Annotated in this window: 18 protein-coding genes and 2 pseudogenes; 4 read left to right on the plus strand and 16 right to left on the minus strand. The window is 45.5% G+C overall.

Going from position 1 to position 19,868, the window contains the following annotated elements; translation table 11 throughout:
* Positions 1-217 precede the first annotated feature (217 nt).
* On the plus strand, positions 218-889 hold the full coding sequence (locus QFZ77_RS36155) for a DUF559 domain-containing protein (protein ID WP_373462793.1): 672 nt from the start codon (positions 218-220) through the stop codon (positions 887-889).
* A gap of 289 nt (positions 890-1,178) precedes the next feature.
* Here the strand turns inward: QFZ77_RS36155 and QFZ77_RS36160 are convergent, their stop codons facing one another.
* From QFZ77_RS36160 to QFZ77_RS36170, 3 genes are all read right to left on the minus strand, one after another.
* Positions 1,179-1,754 carry a MepB family protein gene (locus QFZ77_RS36160; RefSeq protein WP_307448345.1) on the minus strand — a complete coding sequence of 192 codons (576 nt, stop codon included), beginning with the start codon at positions 1,752-1,754 and terminating at the stop codon, positions 1,179-1,181.
* 266 nt (positions 1,755-2,020) lie between these two features.
* On the minus strand, positions 2,021-2,563 hold the full coding sequence (locus QFZ77_RS36165; RefSeq protein ID WP_307448348.1) for an MFS transporter: 543 nt from the start codon (positions 2,561-2,563) through the stop codon (positions 2,021-2,023).
* Between the two features lie 6 nt (positions 2,564-2,569).
* Entirely contained in the window at positions 2,570-4,003 is a 1,434-nt protein-coding gene (locus QFZ77_RS36170) for an FAD-binding oxidoreductase (RefSeq protein WP_307448351.1), read from the minus strand.
* Positions 4,004-4,263: 260 nt separating this feature from the next.
* Here QFZ77_RS36170 and QFZ77_RS36175 point away from each other — a divergent pair.
* A pseudogene (locus tag QFZ77_RS36175) lies at positions 4,264-4,392 on the plus strand (MerR family DNA-binding transcriptional regulator); the annotation flags it as partial.
* A 6-nt stretch (positions 4,393-4,398) separates the two neighbouring features.
* Positions 4,399-5,033 (plus strand): annotated as a pseudogene (locus QFZ77_RS36180) (SDR family oxidoreductase); the annotation flags it as partial.
* Between the two features lie 403 nt (positions 5,034-5,436).
* On the opposite strand, the gene QFZ77_RS36185 reads toward QFZ77_RS36180, so the two are convergent.
* The 3 genes from QFZ77_RS36185 to QFZ77_RS36190 all read right to left on the minus strand — a co-directional run bounded on the left by QFZ77_RS36185 (position 5,437) and on the right by QFZ77_RS36190 (position 7,243).
* The gene (locus QFZ77_RS36185; protein WP_307448353.1) at positions 5,437-5,751 is read right to left on the minus strand and encodes a hypothetical protein; all 315 of its coding nucleotides are present in this window, start codon (positions 5,749-5,751) and stop codon (positions 5,437-5,439) included.
* 186 nt (positions 5,752-5,937) lie between these two features.
* Positions 5,938-6,246 carry a PAS domain-containing protein gene (locus QFZ77_RS38090; RefSeq protein ID WP_373462705.1) on the minus strand — a complete coding sequence of 103 codons (309 nt, stop codon included), beginning with the start codon at positions 6,244-6,246 and terminating at the stop codon, positions 5,938-5,940.
* Positions 6,247-6,442: 196 nt separating this feature from the next.
* Positions 6,443-7,243, minus strand: coding sequence for a VOC family protein (locus QFZ77_RS36190; RefSeq protein ID WP_307448356.1), 801 nt, complete (start codon positions 7,241-7,243; stop codon positions 6,443-6,445).
* A gap of 282 nt (positions 7,244-7,525) precedes the next feature.
* Between QFZ77_RS36190 and QFZ77_RS36195 the strand changes: the two genes are divergently transcribed.
* Entirely contained in the window at positions 7,526-9,004 is a 1,479-nt protein-coding gene (locus QFZ77_RS36195) for a S8 family serine peptidase (protein ID WP_307448359.1), read from the plus strand.
* An 85-nt stretch (positions 9,005-9,089) separates the two neighbouring features.
* Here QFZ77_RS36195 and QFZ77_RS36200 read toward each other — a convergent pair whose 3' ends face one another.
* From QFZ77_RS36200 to QFZ77_RS36245, 10 genes are all read right to left on the minus strand, one after another.
* Entirely contained in the window at positions 9,090-10,310 is a 1,221-nt protein-coding gene (locus QFZ77_RS36200; protein ID WP_307448361.1) for an ABC transporter permease, read from the minus strand.
* Between the two features lie 14 nt (positions 10,311-10,324).
* Positions 10,325-11,038, minus strand: a complete 714-nt coding sequence (locus tag QFZ77_RS36205; protein WP_307448364.1) for an ABC transporter ATP-binding protein — start codon at positions 11,036-11,038, stop codon at positions 10,325-10,327.
* A gap of 167 nt (positions 11,039-11,205) precedes the next feature.
* Entirely contained in the window at positions 11,206-11,928 is a 723-nt protein-coding gene (locus QFZ77_RS36210; protein WP_307448367.1) for a glycerophosphodiester phosphodiesterase, read from the minus strand.
* 96 nt (positions 11,929-12,024) lie between these two features.
* Positions 12,025-13,179 carry a hypothetical protein gene (locus QFZ77_RS36215; RefSeq protein WP_307448370.1) on the minus strand — a complete coding sequence of 385 codons (1,155 nt, stop codon included), beginning with the start codon at positions 13,177-13,179 and terminating at the stop codon, positions 12,025-12,027.
* Positions 13,176-13,931, minus strand: a complete 756-nt coding sequence (locus tag QFZ77_RS36220) for a glycerophosphodiester phosphodiesterase (protein ID WP_307448373.1) — start codon at positions 13,929-13,931, stop codon at positions 13,176-13,178. Before QFZ77_RS36220 ends, QFZ77_RS36215 begins: the two co-directional genes overlap by 4 nt.
* Positions 13,932-13,950: 19 nt before the next feature.
* Positions 13,951-14,781, minus strand: coding sequence for a carbohydrate ABC transporter permease (locus QFZ77_RS36225; protein ID WP_307448375.1), 831 nt, complete (start codon positions 14,779-14,781; stop codon positions 13,951-13,953).
* Positions 14,782-14,794: 13 nt separating this feature from the next.
* On the minus strand, positions 14,795-15,727 hold the full coding sequence (locus tag QFZ77_RS36230; RefSeq protein ID WP_307448379.1) for a carbohydrate ABC transporter permease: 933 nt from the start codon (positions 15,725-15,727) through the stop codon (positions 14,795-14,797).
* Between the two features lie 18 nt (positions 15,728-15,745).
* A complete protein-coding gene (locus QFZ77_RS36235) occupies positions 15,746-17,053 on the minus strand; it encodes an ABC transporter substrate-binding protein (RefSeq protein WP_307448382.1) in 1,308 nt (435 codons plus the stop codon).
* 268 nt (positions 17,054-17,321) lie between these two features.
* Entirely contained in the window at positions 17,322-18,080 is a 759-nt protein-coding gene (locus QFZ77_RS36240) for an MgtC/SapB family protein (protein ID WP_307448384.1), read from the minus strand.
* Between the two features lie 18 nt (positions 18,081-18,098).
* A complete protein-coding gene (locus tag QFZ77_RS36245) occupies positions 18,099-19,775 on the minus strand; it encodes a glycerol-3-phosphate dehydrogenase/oxidase (protein WP_307448387.1) in 1,677 nt (558 codons plus the stop codon).
* Between the last annotated feature and the right edge of the window lie 93 nt (positions 19,776-19,868).

A 19,868-nucleotide genomic window follows, 5' to 3' on the forward strand; every position in this document is an offset into this window, starting at 1 on the left:
TATAAATACTTAAGTACGAATCTTACACCTTCTCGATGTTAAAAGTAACGTGCTTCGGGATGCGCAAAGACAATGGCCGAGACCGCAGCCTCCGGCGGCAGGCACTGGTCATGCTCATGCATTTACCGTATAATCATAGGCAAGTGACGAAGAACGTCCCGTTCCATTCCGATGAGTGGAAACGGGACGTTTTCTATTTTTAGAGGGAGGTGAGAGATTGCCTTTTGATGAAGAGCATACCGCATTTATCCGTCTTCATCTTGAAAGCAGGACGGGGGAGCGTCGAGGCCGGCTGGAGAGGGGCCATCGGCACGGTGAACTGCTGTTTCTAAGCAATGTCTGGTGGCCGCTACGTGGAAGTTTGAAAGACCTTCATCCGGAATACGAAGTACTCGATTGGCGGGGGAGATCTTACTTTGCCGATTTTGCCTGGCTGCCGGGATACGTTAAACTAATATTTGAAATCAAAGGATTTACCACGCACGTACGAGAGATGGACAGACACAAATACTGTAACGAGCTGAACCGTGAAACGTTCCTTCACTCTATGGGATTTCACGTCATTTCCTTCGCTTACGACGACGTCGAACAGCGCCCAGATCTATGTATCACTTTGCTGCGCATGGTGCTGAGCAGGTATCTTCCCAGCCAGACACCAGTCTCGCGCGCGCTTCTTGCCGAGAAAGAAATTATCCGACTCGCGACCCAGCAGGCTCAGCCGCTCCGACCAAAGGATGTGGAGCTTCATTTTGAGATCGATCACAAAACTGCGGTTCTTATACTGAAAAAGTTATGTACAAAAGGCCTGCTGCTTCCTTCTTTTCGCGGCAACAGAGAAAGGGTAGTTAGGTATGAATTGGCTCCTGGTGTGCTAGATTACTTCGACTAAAGGGAAAACATCCTGCTAATTGCTCTGTTTGATCGCTTTGCAATCCCTATAGCTGGATAAGCTCCCACTAATTCAATCGAATTCAGTCAATTTTTCAACCAATCGCCGATTTAGATGGAGGTTTTCCAGTTAGACGCATTTCCCTCTATGCAGGAATCAATTTTGATGGAGGATCTCCCTCTATATGTGGCTGCGAGCGACGGGGGTGGCGTGGTTGGGGTCTTGGAACTATCAACAGGATGCCGATTATGCTGGCAATTTGTTTTTGTAATTATGCTCTCGTTCTTCGTTATGTTTCGAGGCCGTAAAGCAAACGAGCACGATCACAGTTTATTGGTTCATTTATAGGTGTTTCTAAGAAATAGTCCAACTGCCATTTCTGAGTTTTTTGAGCCTGGTGACTTATTGTCTTGTCCCAAGGTGGATAAACTCGTATTGCACGTTTACCGCCTTCACCTTGATTTGATACTATATTTTGATTGAATAGAACATGCTTTGGAAATACAAATTGGCCAAAGTTATTCCCTTTGCGAGTACTAATTACGAAGAAATCGACTGGATCCAATACGTCATACGGTTGGATCGATCCATCCCCAATTCTATGCCATAGTGTCACAAATTGCCCTACCTTTGTAGGAGTGATTTTAGCAACACGAAATCTAATGGAGAGAGAATTTAAATGAAATAAATAGGCCCCATATTCAGCATTTTGAGCTTCTAAAAGTGGTTGAGAGCAATCAAACCCGCACACGTTATAGACGAGATTCTTGGTAGCAAGCAGGTCAATATGAATTATTTCTGAGGAAACCCAGGAATTTTGATCATTAGGGCATGCTTCTGATAAATTACTATTTTTCTTATCCATCAATTCTAATCTCCTATGCTCATAATATTCTATATAAAAGAATACCAAACATTTGTTCTTGACGAAAACGTTTTTTTACATAACTTGCATTAAGCCTTACTCACCTATTTGACAAGCTAATCCAAATCCAATTATAGTGTTAATAGTTATTATTACTATTAATAAGTGATTCCTGGGGGATTGCTGATCGTCAATGAATTTGCAAAAGGAAAAGGCAAACAAACTGGCTTCCTACTTCTTTTCATCAAGGGGGAGGCTGGAAGGGACTAGGCATTGAACATATTACCAGCTCGCCATGTAACCCACGCACTTGTCGCATATAGCAAAGCGCTAGCATAGAACAGCGCATTGATCGTCAACCAGTCGATTACATAGCCTCCTATGATGACAGCAAAACCCGACGCCACAGACGTCCAAAAATGATATGCCCCAATTACAGCCCCGCGCTCGCCCCACTTGGTATGATCGGCGATTAGTAGACGTTCGCTCATTTTTTGCATCGCGTTGCAAACGCCCATCAGCAATTGTAACGCCAGCACCCATGCGTAGCTCTCCACCCACGGGAACACAAGCATTGCCAGCATCATGCCGAGTGAGCTCCATGTCAGGATTCTAATTCCGTGGCTATCAAGTCGCGGTGCCAACCACTGTGACACAGCGGCAGAGCTGATCGTGAAAACCGCAAACGCTAGCCCGTACTTCGTGAAACTGTTACCAAGGTTTTTAAGGAACAGCAAGTAATAAGGATAAATCATACCCGCCGCCAGCGTAACGATGCTTTGCGAGCGAATGAACCATCTTAAATTCATGTCAGGCTACTCCCCTTTGTAGTCCATATAAAAATAGTTCACAAACAAATGATTCGGATCGTATTGCTCCTTTTTTCGAAAAAAATCTGCATACCTCGGGTATGCTGCCCGAAACTGATCAAGCCGCGGATATGCGATATACGGCAAATAGTATGTTCCATTGTGTTGAATGACCCGATCTAGAACGGCCTGAATTCCTGTCCGAACTTTATCCTGACCTTCCTTTGACAATGGGACATTGAATAAACAAACAAGCGCAAACATATCGTCGGTAGCATAAGAGAGTGTCGCTTCCTCATCGTGATTAACATAGCGTACCGTAATATTGAGTAGATTTAAATTTTCTACCTGCAGTACTGCCCTCAAATCGTCCACAAACCCCGCAAACTCCTGAACCGGCAAAAAATATTCCTGCAACACGTCATTGCTCCCTGCCTGCCGGTACTCCATAAACTCCGACTCCGAGCGCATCGCGTTGTTCCTCGTTATCCATGTACCTTGCTGCTTGGTGAAATATGGCTTCTGTAGATTCCACAGCACATTTTTACCCCAGCCGAACGTGCGGTTCAGATTAAACAACAACTTGGATAGAATTACGCCCTCTTCCTGAGTTTTCAACTGGTCGTAGCCCTTCAAAGGGACGGAACGGTCTAGAACATAATTAATCGCATACATTTCGGTTAAAAAATGTTCTGGCGCTACCGAAATCCGAGCAATGTGCAAATGAATATCGGGGTTCGTCTTCACATGCTCAGCAAAATATCGACTGTACGAAGCTACGTCCAAATTGTCGACCGCGAGCTTATACATTTCGTTGTCGGTCAGTGTAAGCGTTACGTCAAGAATAATCCCGAACAATCCATAACCGCCGATGACGAACCCGAATAGATCGGCATTTTCATGGCGGCTGACGTTGAGTATTCGGTCATCTGCCGTAAGTAGACGGAACGATTCGACGCTTTTGATGAGTGAACCGTTGCGGATGTCCCTTCCATGAGCATTGACGCTAAGCGAACCGCCTATCGTAAAAATGTTCTGCGACTGCATCGTCTTCACCGCCAAACCGTACGGGTTGACGTAATCCTGCACGTCTTTCCAAGTTGCGCCGGCTTGAATACGGATCTTTTTTTTCTGCTGATCGAAGTCCAGCACGCGGTTATACGAAGTCATATCTACAACGATGCTGTCTTTGTAATACGTATGGCCACCCTGACTATGCCGCTGCCCGGCTATTGAGATAGTAAGGTGCTTATCCCGAGCCTCCTGCAAAATGCCCCGCAACTGATCCTCCTCACGCCCTTTAGCAACTCCCGTTACTTTTACTGGACGAAGCCTGCCGTAGTCGGTGATCAGATACGGATCCTGTTCGAGCGTATCGTATTGAAAGTAATTGAGGAAGCAAAGGACGGCGAGAAGGAGGAGAGCGATCCATTTTTTCATAAGTTCCTCCGTGGTGAATCATTATGTATTCACCAATTCGGCAATACAGGCAAATATCCTGTTTATTGGGGCAGGTTTTGTACTTTTCGCTTGCTCGGTGGAATGTAACCCTTGACCAACTTTCTGTTTTCTCAAATATTTGGCTAATCTGGACATGGGACAGACTAAAATATTTTTTGGTTATTTTGTTGACTTAAACCTTGGTTTAAGTCGTATGATAGTCCTGTCGACAAAGAAAGATAAAATTTGGAGGTCTCCAGATGAAATATTGTTCAATAAGCGAAGCTGCAGCCAAATTCAATATTCCAGAATCAACGTTACGTTATTATGAAAAAAAAGGATTATTACCATTAATCGAGCGTGATGAAGCTGGTAGGCGGTTATTTTCATAAGATCAAAATGCGAAAGAAAAATTTCCTAGCCTTATTACTCGTGTAAGTGATTTGGCTATTGAATCCGAGCGTGTAGCATTGTTTGATTGGGTAACAACGAACTATCCAGAAGTGAATGTGTTAGTTAACAACGCAGGGATTCAACAACGTTTTAATGTGTTAAAAGCGGATGCGAAGAACAATTGGAGTTATTTCAGTAAAGAAATCACAGCCAATATTGAAGCACCATTCCAACTCTCTATGCTTTTCGCTCCATTTTTTGCAACAAAAAAAGAGGCGATTATCATTAACGTCACATCCGGGTTAGCTTTTACACCGTTTCCAATTGCTCCGATTTATTCAGCTACGAAAGCAGCGCTTCATTCATTTACGATGAGTCTAAGACATCAACTTTCTGATACGTCTGTAGAAGTAATTGAAGTTGCTCCTCCGGCAGTAATACAGCTTTAGGTGGAACGGGGTTACATTCGCATGGAGAACCATTAGATGCCTTCGCAGATGGAATTTTCAAAGGATTAGAAGAAGGTAAAAAGGAAATTGGATATGGTACTTCTGTGGATCGCTTACGCATGTCACGAAATGAAGTAGACGAACACGTAGAAAATATGTACAAGGCAATGAAAAACACAATTGAATAACTATACTTGCGAAAATTCCTTATTCAACTAAACTCCCCGTTCGGAATAGAGCACCAGATGATTTAATACAAGCAGCCTGCTAGATCTTGTTATGAAGCTACCTTGTCATCGGCCAATGACAAGCACTTTATATCATAAAACAAAAAAGCCGCAATATAAGCGGCTTGTAATGGGATAATATTCTTGTCATCCGACAGATAAGATGATCCAGTATCTTATGCATCTTCTTCAGTACGCTTCGAATTAAAGTTGCACCAGACCACCGCATAAGCGATGCCCTTTAGCATGGAAAGCGCTTCTGCCACTTCTTTTTGTCTGCACTACCTTCAAAAACAAGCTGCATGGCTGGTCGAATTTCAGTCCTGTCTTTCGCAATAGTGAAGCTCATCATTGAGTCGATCTCTTATTGAAGAAAGGAATCGTTTTTAAGCCAAGACCCACCTTCATCAGTGCTTCGGTAACACATCGTTGCAGCTTGCAGTGCTCCCTTTGCCGCTTCCTCTAGCGTATTATAACGGTTTTCCATTGCAACAAGAGGTCCAGCAGTGTCTGCGTCTCTATAATAATGACTGAGCTCATAAAAGTAACTGCTCTCCCGATTTTTAAGAATGCGAATTCCAATATATATGCCATCTATTCTTGCTTTTAAACATTGTACGACTTCATGAACGGATTCAATATCTGCATGGACATTCTCGAGCTCAGATAAATTTAACATGCTTTATGCCTCCACGTCATCGTTCATAATAAGATAATCGATGCACTTCAAAATTTAGGTATCGAGGATAGTTTATCCAGATTAATGAAATCGATTCATTTTCAGATGTCTGATGAAAAATATTATTTATCAAGTATTTGAAGACGACTACGTTCTATTATCTCATTATCCGATAAAACCCAATCTTTAAATCGAATTGTCCACAAATCTAATTTTCCATCGAACTCCATGTCTTTTATAACAAAAAACGTTACGATCCGGACCACATTCGTGTTCCTGAGGGGAGAGGCTCGACCACCGGTAGACCTCCTCCGTCCATTGATAAATGTGCTGAAAAGCGGAATTCACCCTTATGATGTTAAAATTTATATCCACGATATCGATCCCATCGGAAACGTTATCGAATAGGGATTCCAATAACTCCTTCGTTTTCTTCAACTCATTTTCAACTTTTTTTCTCGAAGTAATGTCGATGCAGGAAGCGATCACTTCCACGGTTTGGCCGTTGCGCCGTATGGGGCTGAGCGACGCTAGGTAGGTATAACCGTTTACTGCTGTTTCCTTACTAAGTCTTCTAGCTCGCGCTTGGTTTCCGGTAAGGCCTCATTCGTCCTTTTAACAACTTGTATGGGAAAAATATTTTAGGTATTCACTTCTGCTGCTGACATCTTGAACACCTAGACAGACTTCGTTATTTCAATCTCGATAATGGCAAATTTAATAGACTAGGTACCTCTTCAGGGAAGTTTGTCATACATAAACCAAAACTATACTCATGTATTTTAAAATAAAGCTCGTCATCACCGTTACTTTCGTAAATAATATCTTCTTCCTGCAAGCAAGTTTTGACTTCCTCAATGAAGATGGAATTTGTTACTCCAAAACTTACGTTCATCGTTGGTGGTAAAGCAGACATTGCGATAGGAATCCATTTTCTTGTCTTTGAAGGAATAACGGCATGTGCTGTTCCCCCAATTGCGAAAGTAAAGTTATCAGATACCTTATCAAGTTTGAGGTTGAGAATTCTAACTAACAATTCTCTGAACTGAATGACACTATCTACTGGAAATCCAGTTTCTCTAAGATAAAGTATTTTTAACGGACCGCATGGAGGTAAAATGCCTTCCTTTACATAATTGTGCGTAATGATTTCTAGTAAATTCCCGTCTCCGTCTCGAAAATATACATTTTTCCCTGTCTCAAAAACGTCCACAATCCTGCCATCTGTCCACTTTAGAAGTGATATACGTTCCTTATCGATCCATTTTACTACATTTTCAAATTCTGAATAAGGAACCTCGAAAGCAAAATGGGCTGGAGCTATTGGCTCAGCAGCTTCTTTGAATGCTAAGGTAAAGGATTCTGTCGGTAGAAAACGTATTTCGTTATTTGATTCATAAATAATCGGGAAACGTAATAGATCATGGTAAAATTGCTTAACACCTTGTAATGAAACCGTATTTAACTGTAATCGGGCGAAATGAGTAATCACGTTTTTCACACCCTTATGTTTTATGGTTTATTTTACCATGTTGGAGATGTCTGTTGGTAAATTTGTTCCCTATGACTCACTCTTCACCCGATTAAGTTTCAAGCAAGGGTGAGATCAACTTTATGTAGGGTAAAGAGAATAAAGAAAGTAAGAATTGACCATTCGTCAAAAAAAGTATGGAATCGACATCACAATTGGTTCGACCAACCCATGTTATTTATGTATTCTGTCACTTACAATTTAATTAGAACTGCAATTTTTCTTAATTGAAGGAGGGCTACTATGAAGCGTAAGTGGACAACCCTGGTGGTATCCAGTATCTTGGCTGTCTCAACAGTAATGGGTGGCGGCATATCTGCAATAGCAGCATCGAAGAGCAGCACAGGTGGAACATCAGTTTCAGCCAAAACATATGTAATCGCCTTCTCGAACCAGCTTCCGACGGGTTATGCAGCAATGATTCAAGCGGCAGGCGGACAAGTTGTTCGCGCCATTCCTGAAATTGGGGGATTGGAGGTGCGCTCGTCCAGCACCGAATTTATGACAAAGCTGCAGTCATTCAAGGATATTGCTGCTGCCAACGTTCAGATGGTACATAAGGTAAGCGATGGTACAGTAGATCCCTCCGCAGCAGACGGTCAGCCAGTTACAGATATTCCCCAGCCGGAAGCAACGAGCAGTTACTGGGACTATCAGTGGGACATTAAGAAAGTAACGAATGACGGAGCTTCGTTTGCAATTGAAACCGGTGGCACAGGCGGAACGCATAAGGCTGTTGTAGGCGTTATCGACAGTGGTATTGATGCCAATCATCCCGACTTAAAAGCTAACTTCCTCGGTGGTATGAACTTTGTACCCGCAGGAACAGATACTAGTGAAACCGGTGATCCTAACGATCTACTGGACCGCGAAGGCCACGGAACGCATGTGGCAGGATCGATCGCCGGGAACGGTAAAGTCAGAGGGGTCGGCCCGAATCTTGGCATCCGCTCCTACCGCGTATTTCCCGGCGGACAAGGTGCGCCTACGGCCTGGATTGTAGCTGCTATCATTCAGGCGGCGAACGATAAGGTTGACGTCATAAACATGTCGATCGGCGGATTTGACTCCCAAAAGTATTATGTAGATGGAACCAAATATTCGGATGTTGCTGACATTCTGCTTTGGAAACGTGCCATTCAATATGCTGTGAACCATAATGTAACGGTGGTAACGGCAGCTGGTAATGAAGGTCTCAACCTACGCGATAACAAAGCGATGATCGATTATCTAAACGCTACATACGGTTCCCCTGGCGTTGTATTTAAAGGGAAAACAACAGAAACACCTGGCCAAATCAATGGTGTCATCAATGTTTCATCCTCTAACAAGTGGTCGACGAACAGTATCGCATTTTACTCCAATTATGGATTAAACCAAATCGATGTAGCAGCACCAGGCGGCGACAATGGGCCCGTATATGCTGCAACTCTAGACTTGAACCAACGGGATTTCCACTATCGCGCGCTAAGCACATGGCCTACTTATTTGCCTTCGTACTTCACTTCTAACCTGCATAGCTACGCGCTGCTCCACGGCACATCCATGGCGGCTCCGAAAGTAGCTGGCATTGCAGGCGTCATCAAAGCGGCTCATCCGGAGTTGAACCCTGCCCAAGTAGCTGCGTTAATTGAAAAAACAGCAAACGATTACGGCCCAACCGGTAATGATGCTCTATACGGCGCAGGTGAAGCGAATGTATACAATGCTCTAGTCAAATAAGTTCATAATCAAACAAGCCCAGTGCCAAAAACGGCACTGGGCTTGTTTGATCTCTTACAACCTTAAAGTAAAGTATTTCGCCTACTCAATACCAACTTGTAAATACAGAAGAAGTCCCATAAGCTAATGGAATTGCTGCTCCGATCATCAGTACAGGTCCCCACCAGGTGAAGAAAGAGATCCCCATACATAGGCTGATTAAGATCAGCGCCGGCAGTACAAGGATAGGAATTGCAGATTGGAGAGCTTGATGTTTAGTTATGTCCTGTATTGGAAAAAGAGTCAGAAACGGAGCTGTTAATTGATCTTTACAGAATGATTTCCTCCAAAATACTAATAGGCATGCAGCAAGGATCCAGATCGTAATTTTAAGGGCACCTGGCAAAATAAACATAGCTCCACTGATCACAACGACGAACTGTATCGTTTGCTTCCACTGTGTACCATTTCTAAAAAAGGATTTCGTTAATAAATCAGCGATTCCGTTGCTAGCACCTTTCCCTTTGAATAAGCGCTGCGATTTCCCGAATAAAAGGGGATACTTCCGTGTCGGTTTTCTTTTCCGCTCGACAACACGAATTAACATCAGAGAGACAATTCGCATCCGTGAATCTCTTTCTCTGGCGATATCAGCGAAGAAAGCCCCTTTCTCTTGCAGCCGTTCTCTGCTTAAGAAAACAACCAGCACTAGTAAAAGAAGAATAGCCGTCCAACTGTAGTAAGTATTATGACTAACCTCCGTAACTAACACTTGATACAAGAAGAAAAGCCCTACGAAAACCACAATCCGCAGCAACCAAAGCACAATGCCATTTAAACGAAGTGTAAGCAATTGGCGAAGCAAGCCTAAGTTAATTTTCAGCAAATAGGTAAGCAACCATAAACAAATAACTTGTAACACGCTATAGGAATACGTTTGAACTAATAAAGGAAGAAATACGAGCATCAATATTAACGTCGTGACTCCCTGCAGCACAAGTGAGTATCTATAGCCGAGCAGCATGAGATGCCGAAACCATTTCTGGTTCTGTCGGAGGAAAAGTTGGTCCCCCTCCTCAACAAAGTATCGAATGGTTCCCAGCCAAGTGAATACATAGAAGACCGCTGTAATCATAAACATCGATATCCAACTAAACCAAGAAGGCTGAGTCGCCCACCAGGAGTAATATTGATAGCCAGCCACAATCATCAGTGGAATGACAAAATAAATGGCAATAACCCAATCCACAGCCATTCGTAAAGCCCGATACTGGAAATGCCAATCCGAACGCACTCTTCGTGTGAAAACCTGAAAGCTGCTCTTCAACCCGTTGTCCCCCTTCATAGTAAGGAATGGAAGCAGTCGAACAATGGCGCGTCAGGCATGCCGCATTGCTGCCTAATATCCTGCAGTGTTCCATTTGCTACCAATCTGCCACCTGAAAGAAGTACAAACGAACTGCAAATTCGTTCTGCTGTATCTAACACATGGGTACTCATCAGAATGCCCGCACCGCGTTTGCGTTCCTCCTCCAACATCCCTAAGAAATCTTTAATCGCTTTCGGATCCAGTCCAATGAAAGGCTCGTCTACAATATACACATCTGGTTTATTCAAAAAGCCGAGGATCAGCATAATTTTCTGCTGCATCCCTTTGGAAAATTTCCCGGGCAGTTGATGCTTTTCATCCAACAGTCGGAACCGATGCAAGAGATCATCTGCACGCTCTAGGAAAACCGTTCGATCCAGATTGTAGACGGAAGCAGCAAATTCCATATGCTCCCACAACGTCAACTCATCATACAGAATCGGATGCTCCGGTATGTAACCATAGCTTTTTCGTTCACCCATAAAGGAGATTTTACCCTTGAAATCCTTCAATAAACCAAGGATGCTCTTAATCGTCGTGCTTTTGCCAGCTCCATTTGGACCTAATAGACCCACTAGTTCACCTTGTCGAACATCAAAGTGAATATTTTTAACAATATCTGGAACTTCATCATAACCAGCCTGATCGATATCTACTTCTAATACAGCTAATCGTTCTTCTGACATTCTCGGTCACGATCCCTTCTACCCTCATCATATACCACGCATTCGCGCATTTCCAACACTGTATCATGAAATGATTTACGGAATATGAATGTCTGATAAAAATAAAAAGTATTTGATCCATAGCTGATCAAATACTTTGCTTTGTGCTAGCTATTTTTTTAGTAATATCACGATTTTCTGGTTGATCCGAATGTTTCTATGCACTGCTTCCACCGCTCCAGTTCATTCGTGCAAGCCCAAATGTGCGGGTATCTGGAGCGTAGGTCTCGCATATCTTGCTCATCGTCAATCGTCCACGCTATCAATTGAATGCCCTGTTCATCACAGTGCTGAACGAATTCGTCCGTCAAATAAATATATTTCACGGAAACGTAACGGGCATCAATCTGCTTGGCAAGCGGGAAGACGGAAGGTGTTGCTCCGTAAAGGACAAGGCCCAGCTCGATCTCACGAGACAATTCGCGCATCCGGACGATTGAATAATGATCGAATGATGTCACGAATACTTGATCATTGACACCGCAAGAGTGCACCACATCAAGTACCTTCTGCTCCAGTCCCGGATACATGTTGCCGCTCTGCTTCAGTTCAATGTCTACCTTAGCTTTTCCCTTGGCCAGCTGCAGTACTTCCTCGAGCGTTGGGATCCGTTGGCCTGCTCCGGCGTCCAATTTACGCAGCTCGTCGAACGTGAACTCCATCACTCTGCCCCTGCCATTCGTCGTCCGGTTTACCGTCGTATCATGAATAACGACAGGTACACCGTCTTTAGTCAACTGTACATCCAGTTCCAGATGACTGTACGATAAGTCTAAAGCGGCTTGAAAAGATGCGATCGTATTCTCCGGAACTTTCTTCGGGTAACCTCTATGGGCCAATCCTGTAATCATTGCGGCTCGTCCTCCTCGGTTTGATCATGCAGCAGAACTGAATCCATCTAACTTCCATCATCATAACGCAAATGTATGCCGCTTGCCACCTAGGACTTACTCCTTCGACGGCATGATTTGAATCCGGTCCAGAGCGTAGCTAGAAGACGTTCGGTACTTGGTTGCACCAGACTCGAAAAGTATATAAAGCTGTCCATTTGTTTCGAACAGTCCTTCGGACATGGGGGGCGTTTCCAGCTTATTACTTAAGTTTTTGCTATCCAAAAACCAGACCGGAACATCCTTGCCTCGAACCGACACAGTGGTATGCGGTTTGTCCACAGTCAAGCTATTGACGTACCTGTGCAGTGTACTCGCATTATTGCGGCCATATGATTGGCTGAGCCAAATGCCGTCCTTGCCGATGTACATCCCTTGAATACTGTCGGGCAGTGATAAAATATAGTCCGGCACGGCTGGTACCGCCCCCTGCTCCGCTTTTGCCAAAGGCAGATCTGTCGCCACATCGAGCTTATAACCGACCGCCCATGCTTTATGCTCTTTATCATCGCGATTCGTCATATAGTGTGACTTATCCGTCGGGTAATCGGTGCCGTGGGCAAATTCGCCGATCCATAAGATGCCGTCCGCGTATGCAGAAAATGAGGCACGCGTATCGTTCTTAACCGAACCGACGAACGTCAGCTTGCCGTCATCCGCTTTAACGATATCTTCGATATTGACATAGTTCACGTCTTTATCCGACGAAATCCAGACATGCTTCCGACTTGCCGTAATCCCTCCCGCATGACCAGTGTAGGGAGCGCCTCCGCTTTTATAAAGTTCAAGTGCCTTGACCATTTGCCCAGTACCAGCATCTATGACCGTCAATAGACTTGGCTTGCCATCGTCCCTGTAATACGAAACAAGGATCCATTTGCGGTCCTCTAGGTAGGCCAAGCCTTGCGGGACAGCATTTTGTTTCAAAGCAGGGACGATAGGCCCCTGCTTGCTTTTTTGCAAAAAGGTTTTGATCTCCGGCATGTCGACGCGGATTTTGATACCCGCTTCTTCTTGTGTAATACTGGTCGATGACACTGCAGGCTGGCTGTTACTTGACTTATTCACCGTTCCGCTGGAAGCTCCGGCTTCAGCGGCCGGTTTCGTATACGCCGTTGGCGTGGACGAAACCGATGAAGCAGCCTGCTGGCAGCCTGATAAGGCTAATGTCGATAATCCTGCTATGAGAACAACCCATGCCGTTCGTTTCATCGTTCTGCCCCCGCACTGACCGTATGCGATAACATGGCCCGCAGTTTGCGGGGATAATCAGTGATAATTCCCGATACGCCATAGTCAATCAACTCCGCCATACGTTCTTCGTCATTGATCGTGTAAGGAAATACTCGAAGGCCTTGTGCAATCGCGTCACGCACATCTTCACCGACGATTCGAGTATGCTTGGGATGCAGTGAGTATACCGGAAAACCTAAGCCTGTCGCCAATGCGATATGCCTACCTGGGTTAATGTCATACAGAAGGCCGATCTTGATTTCCGGCTCAAGGAGCTTCAGAAACAGCAGACATTTATGGTCGAATGAGGAAACAATCACATTTTGCATGCGATTCTTGCGTTTCATGAGCTCCACCAAAGCAGGCTCAATTTTACGCCCATAGGAGTGCTTAATTTCCACATTAATGATTACATTCGCCGGTACGAGATCGAATACTTCTTCCAGCAGCGGCACACGCTCACACGCGTACTTCTCATGAAACCATCGGCCTGCATCAGCTTGCTTCAGCTCCGTCAGTGTCAATTCGTTCACTCTGCCGTTTATGTCCGTCGTCCGATTCAGTGTGTCGTCGTGAATAACGACGATTTCCCCATCCTTGGACAAATGAATATCCAATTCAATCGCGTCACAGCCTTGCTCAAGTCCGAGACGGAAAGCAGCCAGTGTATTTTCCGGCGCTTCCCCTCTCGCTCCGCGATGCGCGATGACTAACAGTGGTTGTTTTGTCATGATGCGAGGGACTCCTCTCTTACTTAAATGTCGAGTTCGCCATGGCGGCTACAATATATTTCTGCGCGAACACAAACATGATAACGATAGGTAAAATGACCAAGATACTGGCAGCCATCAGCAGATGGAAGTTAAGCGCCTCGTCTCCGGCGATTGAATCGCGCATCATAGCAATACCGACAGTCAGTACGCGCATTTTATTCGAGTTGGTCATAACGAGCGGCCAGAAGTATGCATTCCAGCTGTGTATAAAGCTGATGACAGTCAAGGTAGCTACCGTCGGCATCGCCATCGGGGTCAGAATGCGATAAAGCACCTGAAAACGACTCGCTCCATCCACTTTGGCTGCCTCAATCACATCGTTATTAATCGATCGGAACATTTGGCGCAACAGAAAAATGCCGTATGCTGAAGCCGCATGTGGAATGATCAACGCGTAGTACGTATTAATCCAGCCTATTTTCGACAACATAACGTAAATCGGTACGAACACGACCTGTTCAGGTACAATCAGCGCTGCCAGTACAAGGACGAACAAGTAATCTCTGCCCGGAAACGTACCTTTCGCGAAAGCGTATGCAGCCATTACGCCAATGTTAATTTGCAGAAATACGATGCCGACTGTTTGGATGACCGTGTTCACGGTAAAACGATAAAACGGGATCGCCTTGAAAGCGTTAGCGAAGTTTTCCCACATCAACTTGTCCGGCCAAAAGGTCGGTACAGCCATGCGCAGCTCACCCGATGTTTTCAAAGCAGTGATCAGCATCCAATAAATAGGAAAAAACATAATTAGTGTAATACAGATTGCGACAATGACCCGGGTACTGGTAAACAGCGGATTCTTCATATGTCACTGGCACCTACCCTTCGTAATGGACTTTCTTTTTGGATACATACATTTGTACCATGGTCAGCAAGACGATAATGAGGAAGAACATGATAACAAGAGCTGACGCTCGGCCTGTTCGAAACTCGGTAAACGCCATTTCATAAATCCAGTACACCATTGCTTTCGTTGAATCGAGAGGACCACCATTCGTGATGACATCGACCGATTGGAACACTTGCATCGAAGAAATAAAGTGTGTAACGACCAGAAACAGTGTTGTCGGAGACAGCAGCGGCAATGTAATTTTCCAAAACTGCGTCCATTTGCTCGCCCCGTCGATGCCGGAAGCCTCATAATATTCGATCGGGATGCTTCTAAGTCCGGCGATGAATATAATCATCGTAAAGCCGACGCCTTTCCAAACCCCAATAAGGACAAGCACCCAAAGCGCGGTCTTCGTATTGGTCAGCCATTGTATCGGCTCCAACCCCACCCTATTCAGCAATTCGTTCACCAATCCATATCGACCGTTGAAGATCCACAGGAAGATCATCGACACGATAACCATCGAGATGTAATGCGGCATGAAGATGATCGCCCGCATAAAGCCGAAAAACTTCGAAACCGAGTTAAACAAAAGAGCCAGTAACAGCCCGAGTCCGAGTGTAAGCAAAACGTCAAATATGGTGTACGTAAAAGTCACTTTGAGCACTTTATAGAACGTGTCGCTAGTCAGCAAATAGACGTAGTTGTCGAAGCCGATGAACTTTTTCACCGGCTTCGTCATATTCCAGTTCGTAAAGCTGAGGTATAACGAATTAAGCAGCGGATAATAAATAAACAGTGTCAATACGACCAATGCCGGCACCGCAAACGAAAAGTCTTTCAAGTATTCTAACCAACGGGATTTAGACCGTTTGGGCGTTTGCTGTAGATGAACCAACTGACTTTCCGTCGCTTTCATGGCGACTCCCCTTTCCTTCTAGCCTTCTTTCAAAATCGCATCGATTTCTTTCACAGCGTCTTTCATGAGCGGCACTGGATCCCCATTTTCGAGAATCATTTTACCGATCACTTCCATGTATTTCTTACTGAATTCCGGATAAGTCGGGTGCTGCGGACGGCCTACAACATTGTCGAAATTATCGAACACCGCTTTGTACTGCGGAAGCTTCTCAAAGTACTTCTTGCCTTCTTCCGTCGTGAGAACGGACTTATGTGTTGGCAAATAGCCTGTACCTTCCGCCCATTTGATATTGTTCTCGGCTTCAGTCATGAACTTGATGAACTTCCAGGCAGCTTCCTTCTGTTTAGCGGGAGCTCCGTCCATCATAACAATGCCTGCTCCGCCGATGTGCGATTTGCGTTCTTTGTCGCCAGGCAGAAATGAAACGCCTACTTCAAATTTCGCATTTCCCAGGTAGGTTTTCAAGACAGCCGAAGTATGCTCAACCATCGCCACTTTTTCCTCTAAGAACATTTGGCGCATGGTATCCGAAGCACCTTTGCCGTAGCCCATATGCATCGAGCCGTCCTGCAGCCATTTATGGAAGTTTTGAACCCACTTCAGACTGTCCGGCTGGTCAAGCAGCGTTTTCTTATGATCTGGACTCAGTATCGCGCCACCTCCGTTAGATACCCACGGATCCATGTACCATGTATCCCAGCCTGGTACGGAGAATGCGTAACGAGTCGTTTTTCCGCTTTCCTTAACCGTAACCTTTTTATTGAAATCTTCGATTTCAGCCCATGTTTGGGGCGGTTTAACATTCAGCTTATCGAGCAGCGTTTTGTTATAAATCATAACGCTTGTACTGACGATTAACGGGAAGCCGTATTGCATATTGTTGTAAGAATACGCTTGCAACATCCCTTTAGAAAAATCGTTCATATCTACTTTATCGCGAGATATGTAACCGCTTAAATCTGCAAACACACCACTGTCAGCAAAGTTAGGTAACACTGAAACTTCCACATTGGTGACGGCAGGAACTTCTTTGGCCGCAACAGCCGCCTGCAGCTTCTTATGCAAATCGACGTATGCACCCTGGAACACCGGTTCCACTGTGATGTTCGGATACTTTTTCTGGAACTCGGTAATCATGTAATTGACTGCAGGCATTTGCACTTCAGCATGGGAATGCCAATATTGAATCGTGATCGGCGAGTTGTCTTCCACCGCCGACGGCACTTTCGCAGTTGTCTGCTCCCCACCGTTCGAGCAGCCAACTGCTGTTGTCAACATAAGAGATGATGCCGCAAGCAAAGGAAACCATTTTGTTAATTTCATTGTAAAAACCCCTTCCATTAATTGTATGACTTCTGCGGATGAAAAAAGGAGAGCACCAAGACACAAGAAACTAAGGAGCCGCGCAAATACCACACGGTCCGTTCGTCTCTTGGGCTGTCTCAATGATCTCCGACCCAATCGATATGAACGAATTAAAGCGTTTTCTTAACCGTTTCTAGTATTTCACATTATTGCGTAATAGTCAATACAGCGCTATATTTTTCCATTTATTAACATTGAAGACAAGGTATTCATCAATTTGAGCGATTTACCCTATCGCGTGTCTGCTTGACTCCCGGGTACCTGACACCATGCTGAAGACCTTCGACTCCGTAGACAGAATATGTCCAGTTGTCGAGATCGTATCCATCGCCCTAATCAGTGTTTCCCTTTGGCTTGTCTTCAAGCTGAAACGCAGCTCCATGGCCGCCTCCAATACACCGTCCACTTCGGTCATGCCGTCCGGCTTCATCTGGACGTTCACGATGTGAATGCCGTTCTCGCCGAATTTGGTAGCAATGTTGCCCAGCACGCCAGGCTTATCGACGATTTTTATCACCACCTCCATCGTTCTCCGATTGCGCATTAAATACTTTTCCCATTTGTTAAGCACAATCAAACTAAGCAATACCATAACCGTTGCAAGCACCGCGCAATACAAGAAGCCCGCACCGACGCATAGACCGATTGCCGCCACCACCCAGACGGAAGCGGCGGTCGTCAACCCGGACACAGTCAAACCGGTTCGCATGATGGTACCGGCTCCCAGAAACCCGATGCCGCTAATGACCTGCGCCGCCAGTCGTGCCGGGTCTATCCGAACTTGCGGCTCGTTAACAAACTCGGAGAAGCCATATATCGACAGCAGCATAATTGCCGCTGATCCGATACAGACGAGAATGTGCGTGCGCAGACCAGCCGCATGGTTGCTCCATTCCCGCTCCAAGCCTACGAGTCCCCCTAACCCGACAGCTAGCAGAATTCGTATGGTAAGCTCTAGATCTGTAATTTGCCATACACTGCTCAACTCCTATCACCCCGTTCTTTAGATTGCATGATCATTTACTGGGAGATCGTAAATAGAAGCGAATAGCGCTTCCATCATGTTGAGCTGTTTTTCTTTCTGAGCCCCGTCGTAAGACAGGTGATTGCAAAGTATTTGAAATACAGCGTCAGCATATTTCTCCGCCTTGGTCAGTTGGAAATACGTCCAACCGGTATGCAGTCTTAAGAAATCGGACACGTTGACGGTCATTTCTTCTTCCATGCAGTACATCAGCTCTGCATGCAGCCAATGCATTTCTAGTGGAATGTTTGCCTGTCTCAAAGCCGGCAGACGGTCCATAATACGAAGGGCATTCGAACCGAACGTATCAATCCAATCCTGCATGACCGTTTGATTTACGCCTTGTGCGGCTCCCAATCTCACCATTTCTTTCTTCCATTCCGCATAGCTTGCACCACTCAGGTGAACTTCTCCACCGCTCACCGTAATCCTATCCGTACTGCAAGCTGAGTAGCTTCGTCCAGTGGAGTTATGCAGCTCACGGGCGACAAGGTCGACGACTTTCTCGGACATTTTGCGGAAACCCGTCAGCTTGCCGCCGGCTATGGTAATGAGCTTGCTGTCGGAAACGAAGATCTCATCCTTTCTCGACAGCTGGGAAGGGCCTTTGCCTTCTTCGTAAATAAGCGGTCTAAGCCCCGCCCAATGGGAACAGATATCGTCCGTTGTAAGCCCGACGCTGGGGAACATAAAATTCACCGCGCGGATAATATAGTCGCGATCCTCTTTCGTCGTTCTCGGGCTCTCGATGGATTGCGAATAGACAGTATCCGTTGTGCCGAGATATGTCACCTTTCCACGCGGAATGACGAACACCATGCGGCCATCCGGCGTATCGAAGTACGCAGCCTGCTTTACTGGAAACCGCTCGTAATCGACAACAAGATGGACACCCTTAGTCAAGAACAAGCGTTTCCCTTTCAAGGAACCGTCGATATCCCGCACCTTATCGACCCACGGTCCGGTTGCATTGACAATATGTTTGGCGTTAATTTGCGTGTACGTCCCGTTAATACGATCGTGTACGCGAACACCCACCGCTTTACCGTCACGGTAAATAAACCCCGTTACTTCGGCATAGTTCACGATGCTGGCGCCTTGCGCGTAAGCAGTCTTCATAATGTCAATCGTCAGTCGGGCGTCGTCCGTACGGTACTCGAAATATAGCCCGCCACCCTTCAGGCCATCCTGTTTCAGCAGCGGCTCTAGCTGGGCTGTTTGTTGACGGTCAAACATTTTTCTCCGCTCCTTACGGGCCACTCCTGCCAGCCAATCATAGATGTATAACCCAATTGACGAGGCAAGGTAACCGTACGTCCCGCCTTTGTATACAGGGAGAAGCATCGGTGCGGGAATGACAAGATGCGGTGCATTTTTGTACAAAATTGCCCTTTCCCGTCCAACCTCCTGCACAAGCTTGACGTCTCCTTGCTTCAAATACCGCAATCCGCCGTGAATAAGCTTCGTAGAACGGCTGCTTGTGCCGGAACCGAAATCGTTCTTCTCCAACAAGCCGACACTCATGCCGCGCGCACTTGCATCGAGCGCAATGCCAGCTCCTGTGACTCCGCCTCCGATAACCAATAAATCAAGCTCGCTTTGCGCCATCGTTTCTAAGATAATCGGTCTGTTAGCTGCTGAAAATGCAGGTTTCATGTATGGTTCGCCTCCAAGTAAAATATAAAACCCCTAAGAAAAAATGCGTAAATAAACCGCATCTTTTCCAAAGAGGTTCTCCTTCGTCTCTAC

Origin of the sequence: Paenibacillus sp. V4I3, assembly GCF_030817215.1 — a bacterium.
In the GTDB taxonomy this organism is placed as follows: Bacteria; Bacillota; Bacilli; order Paenibacillales; family NBRC-103111; genus Paenibacillus_E.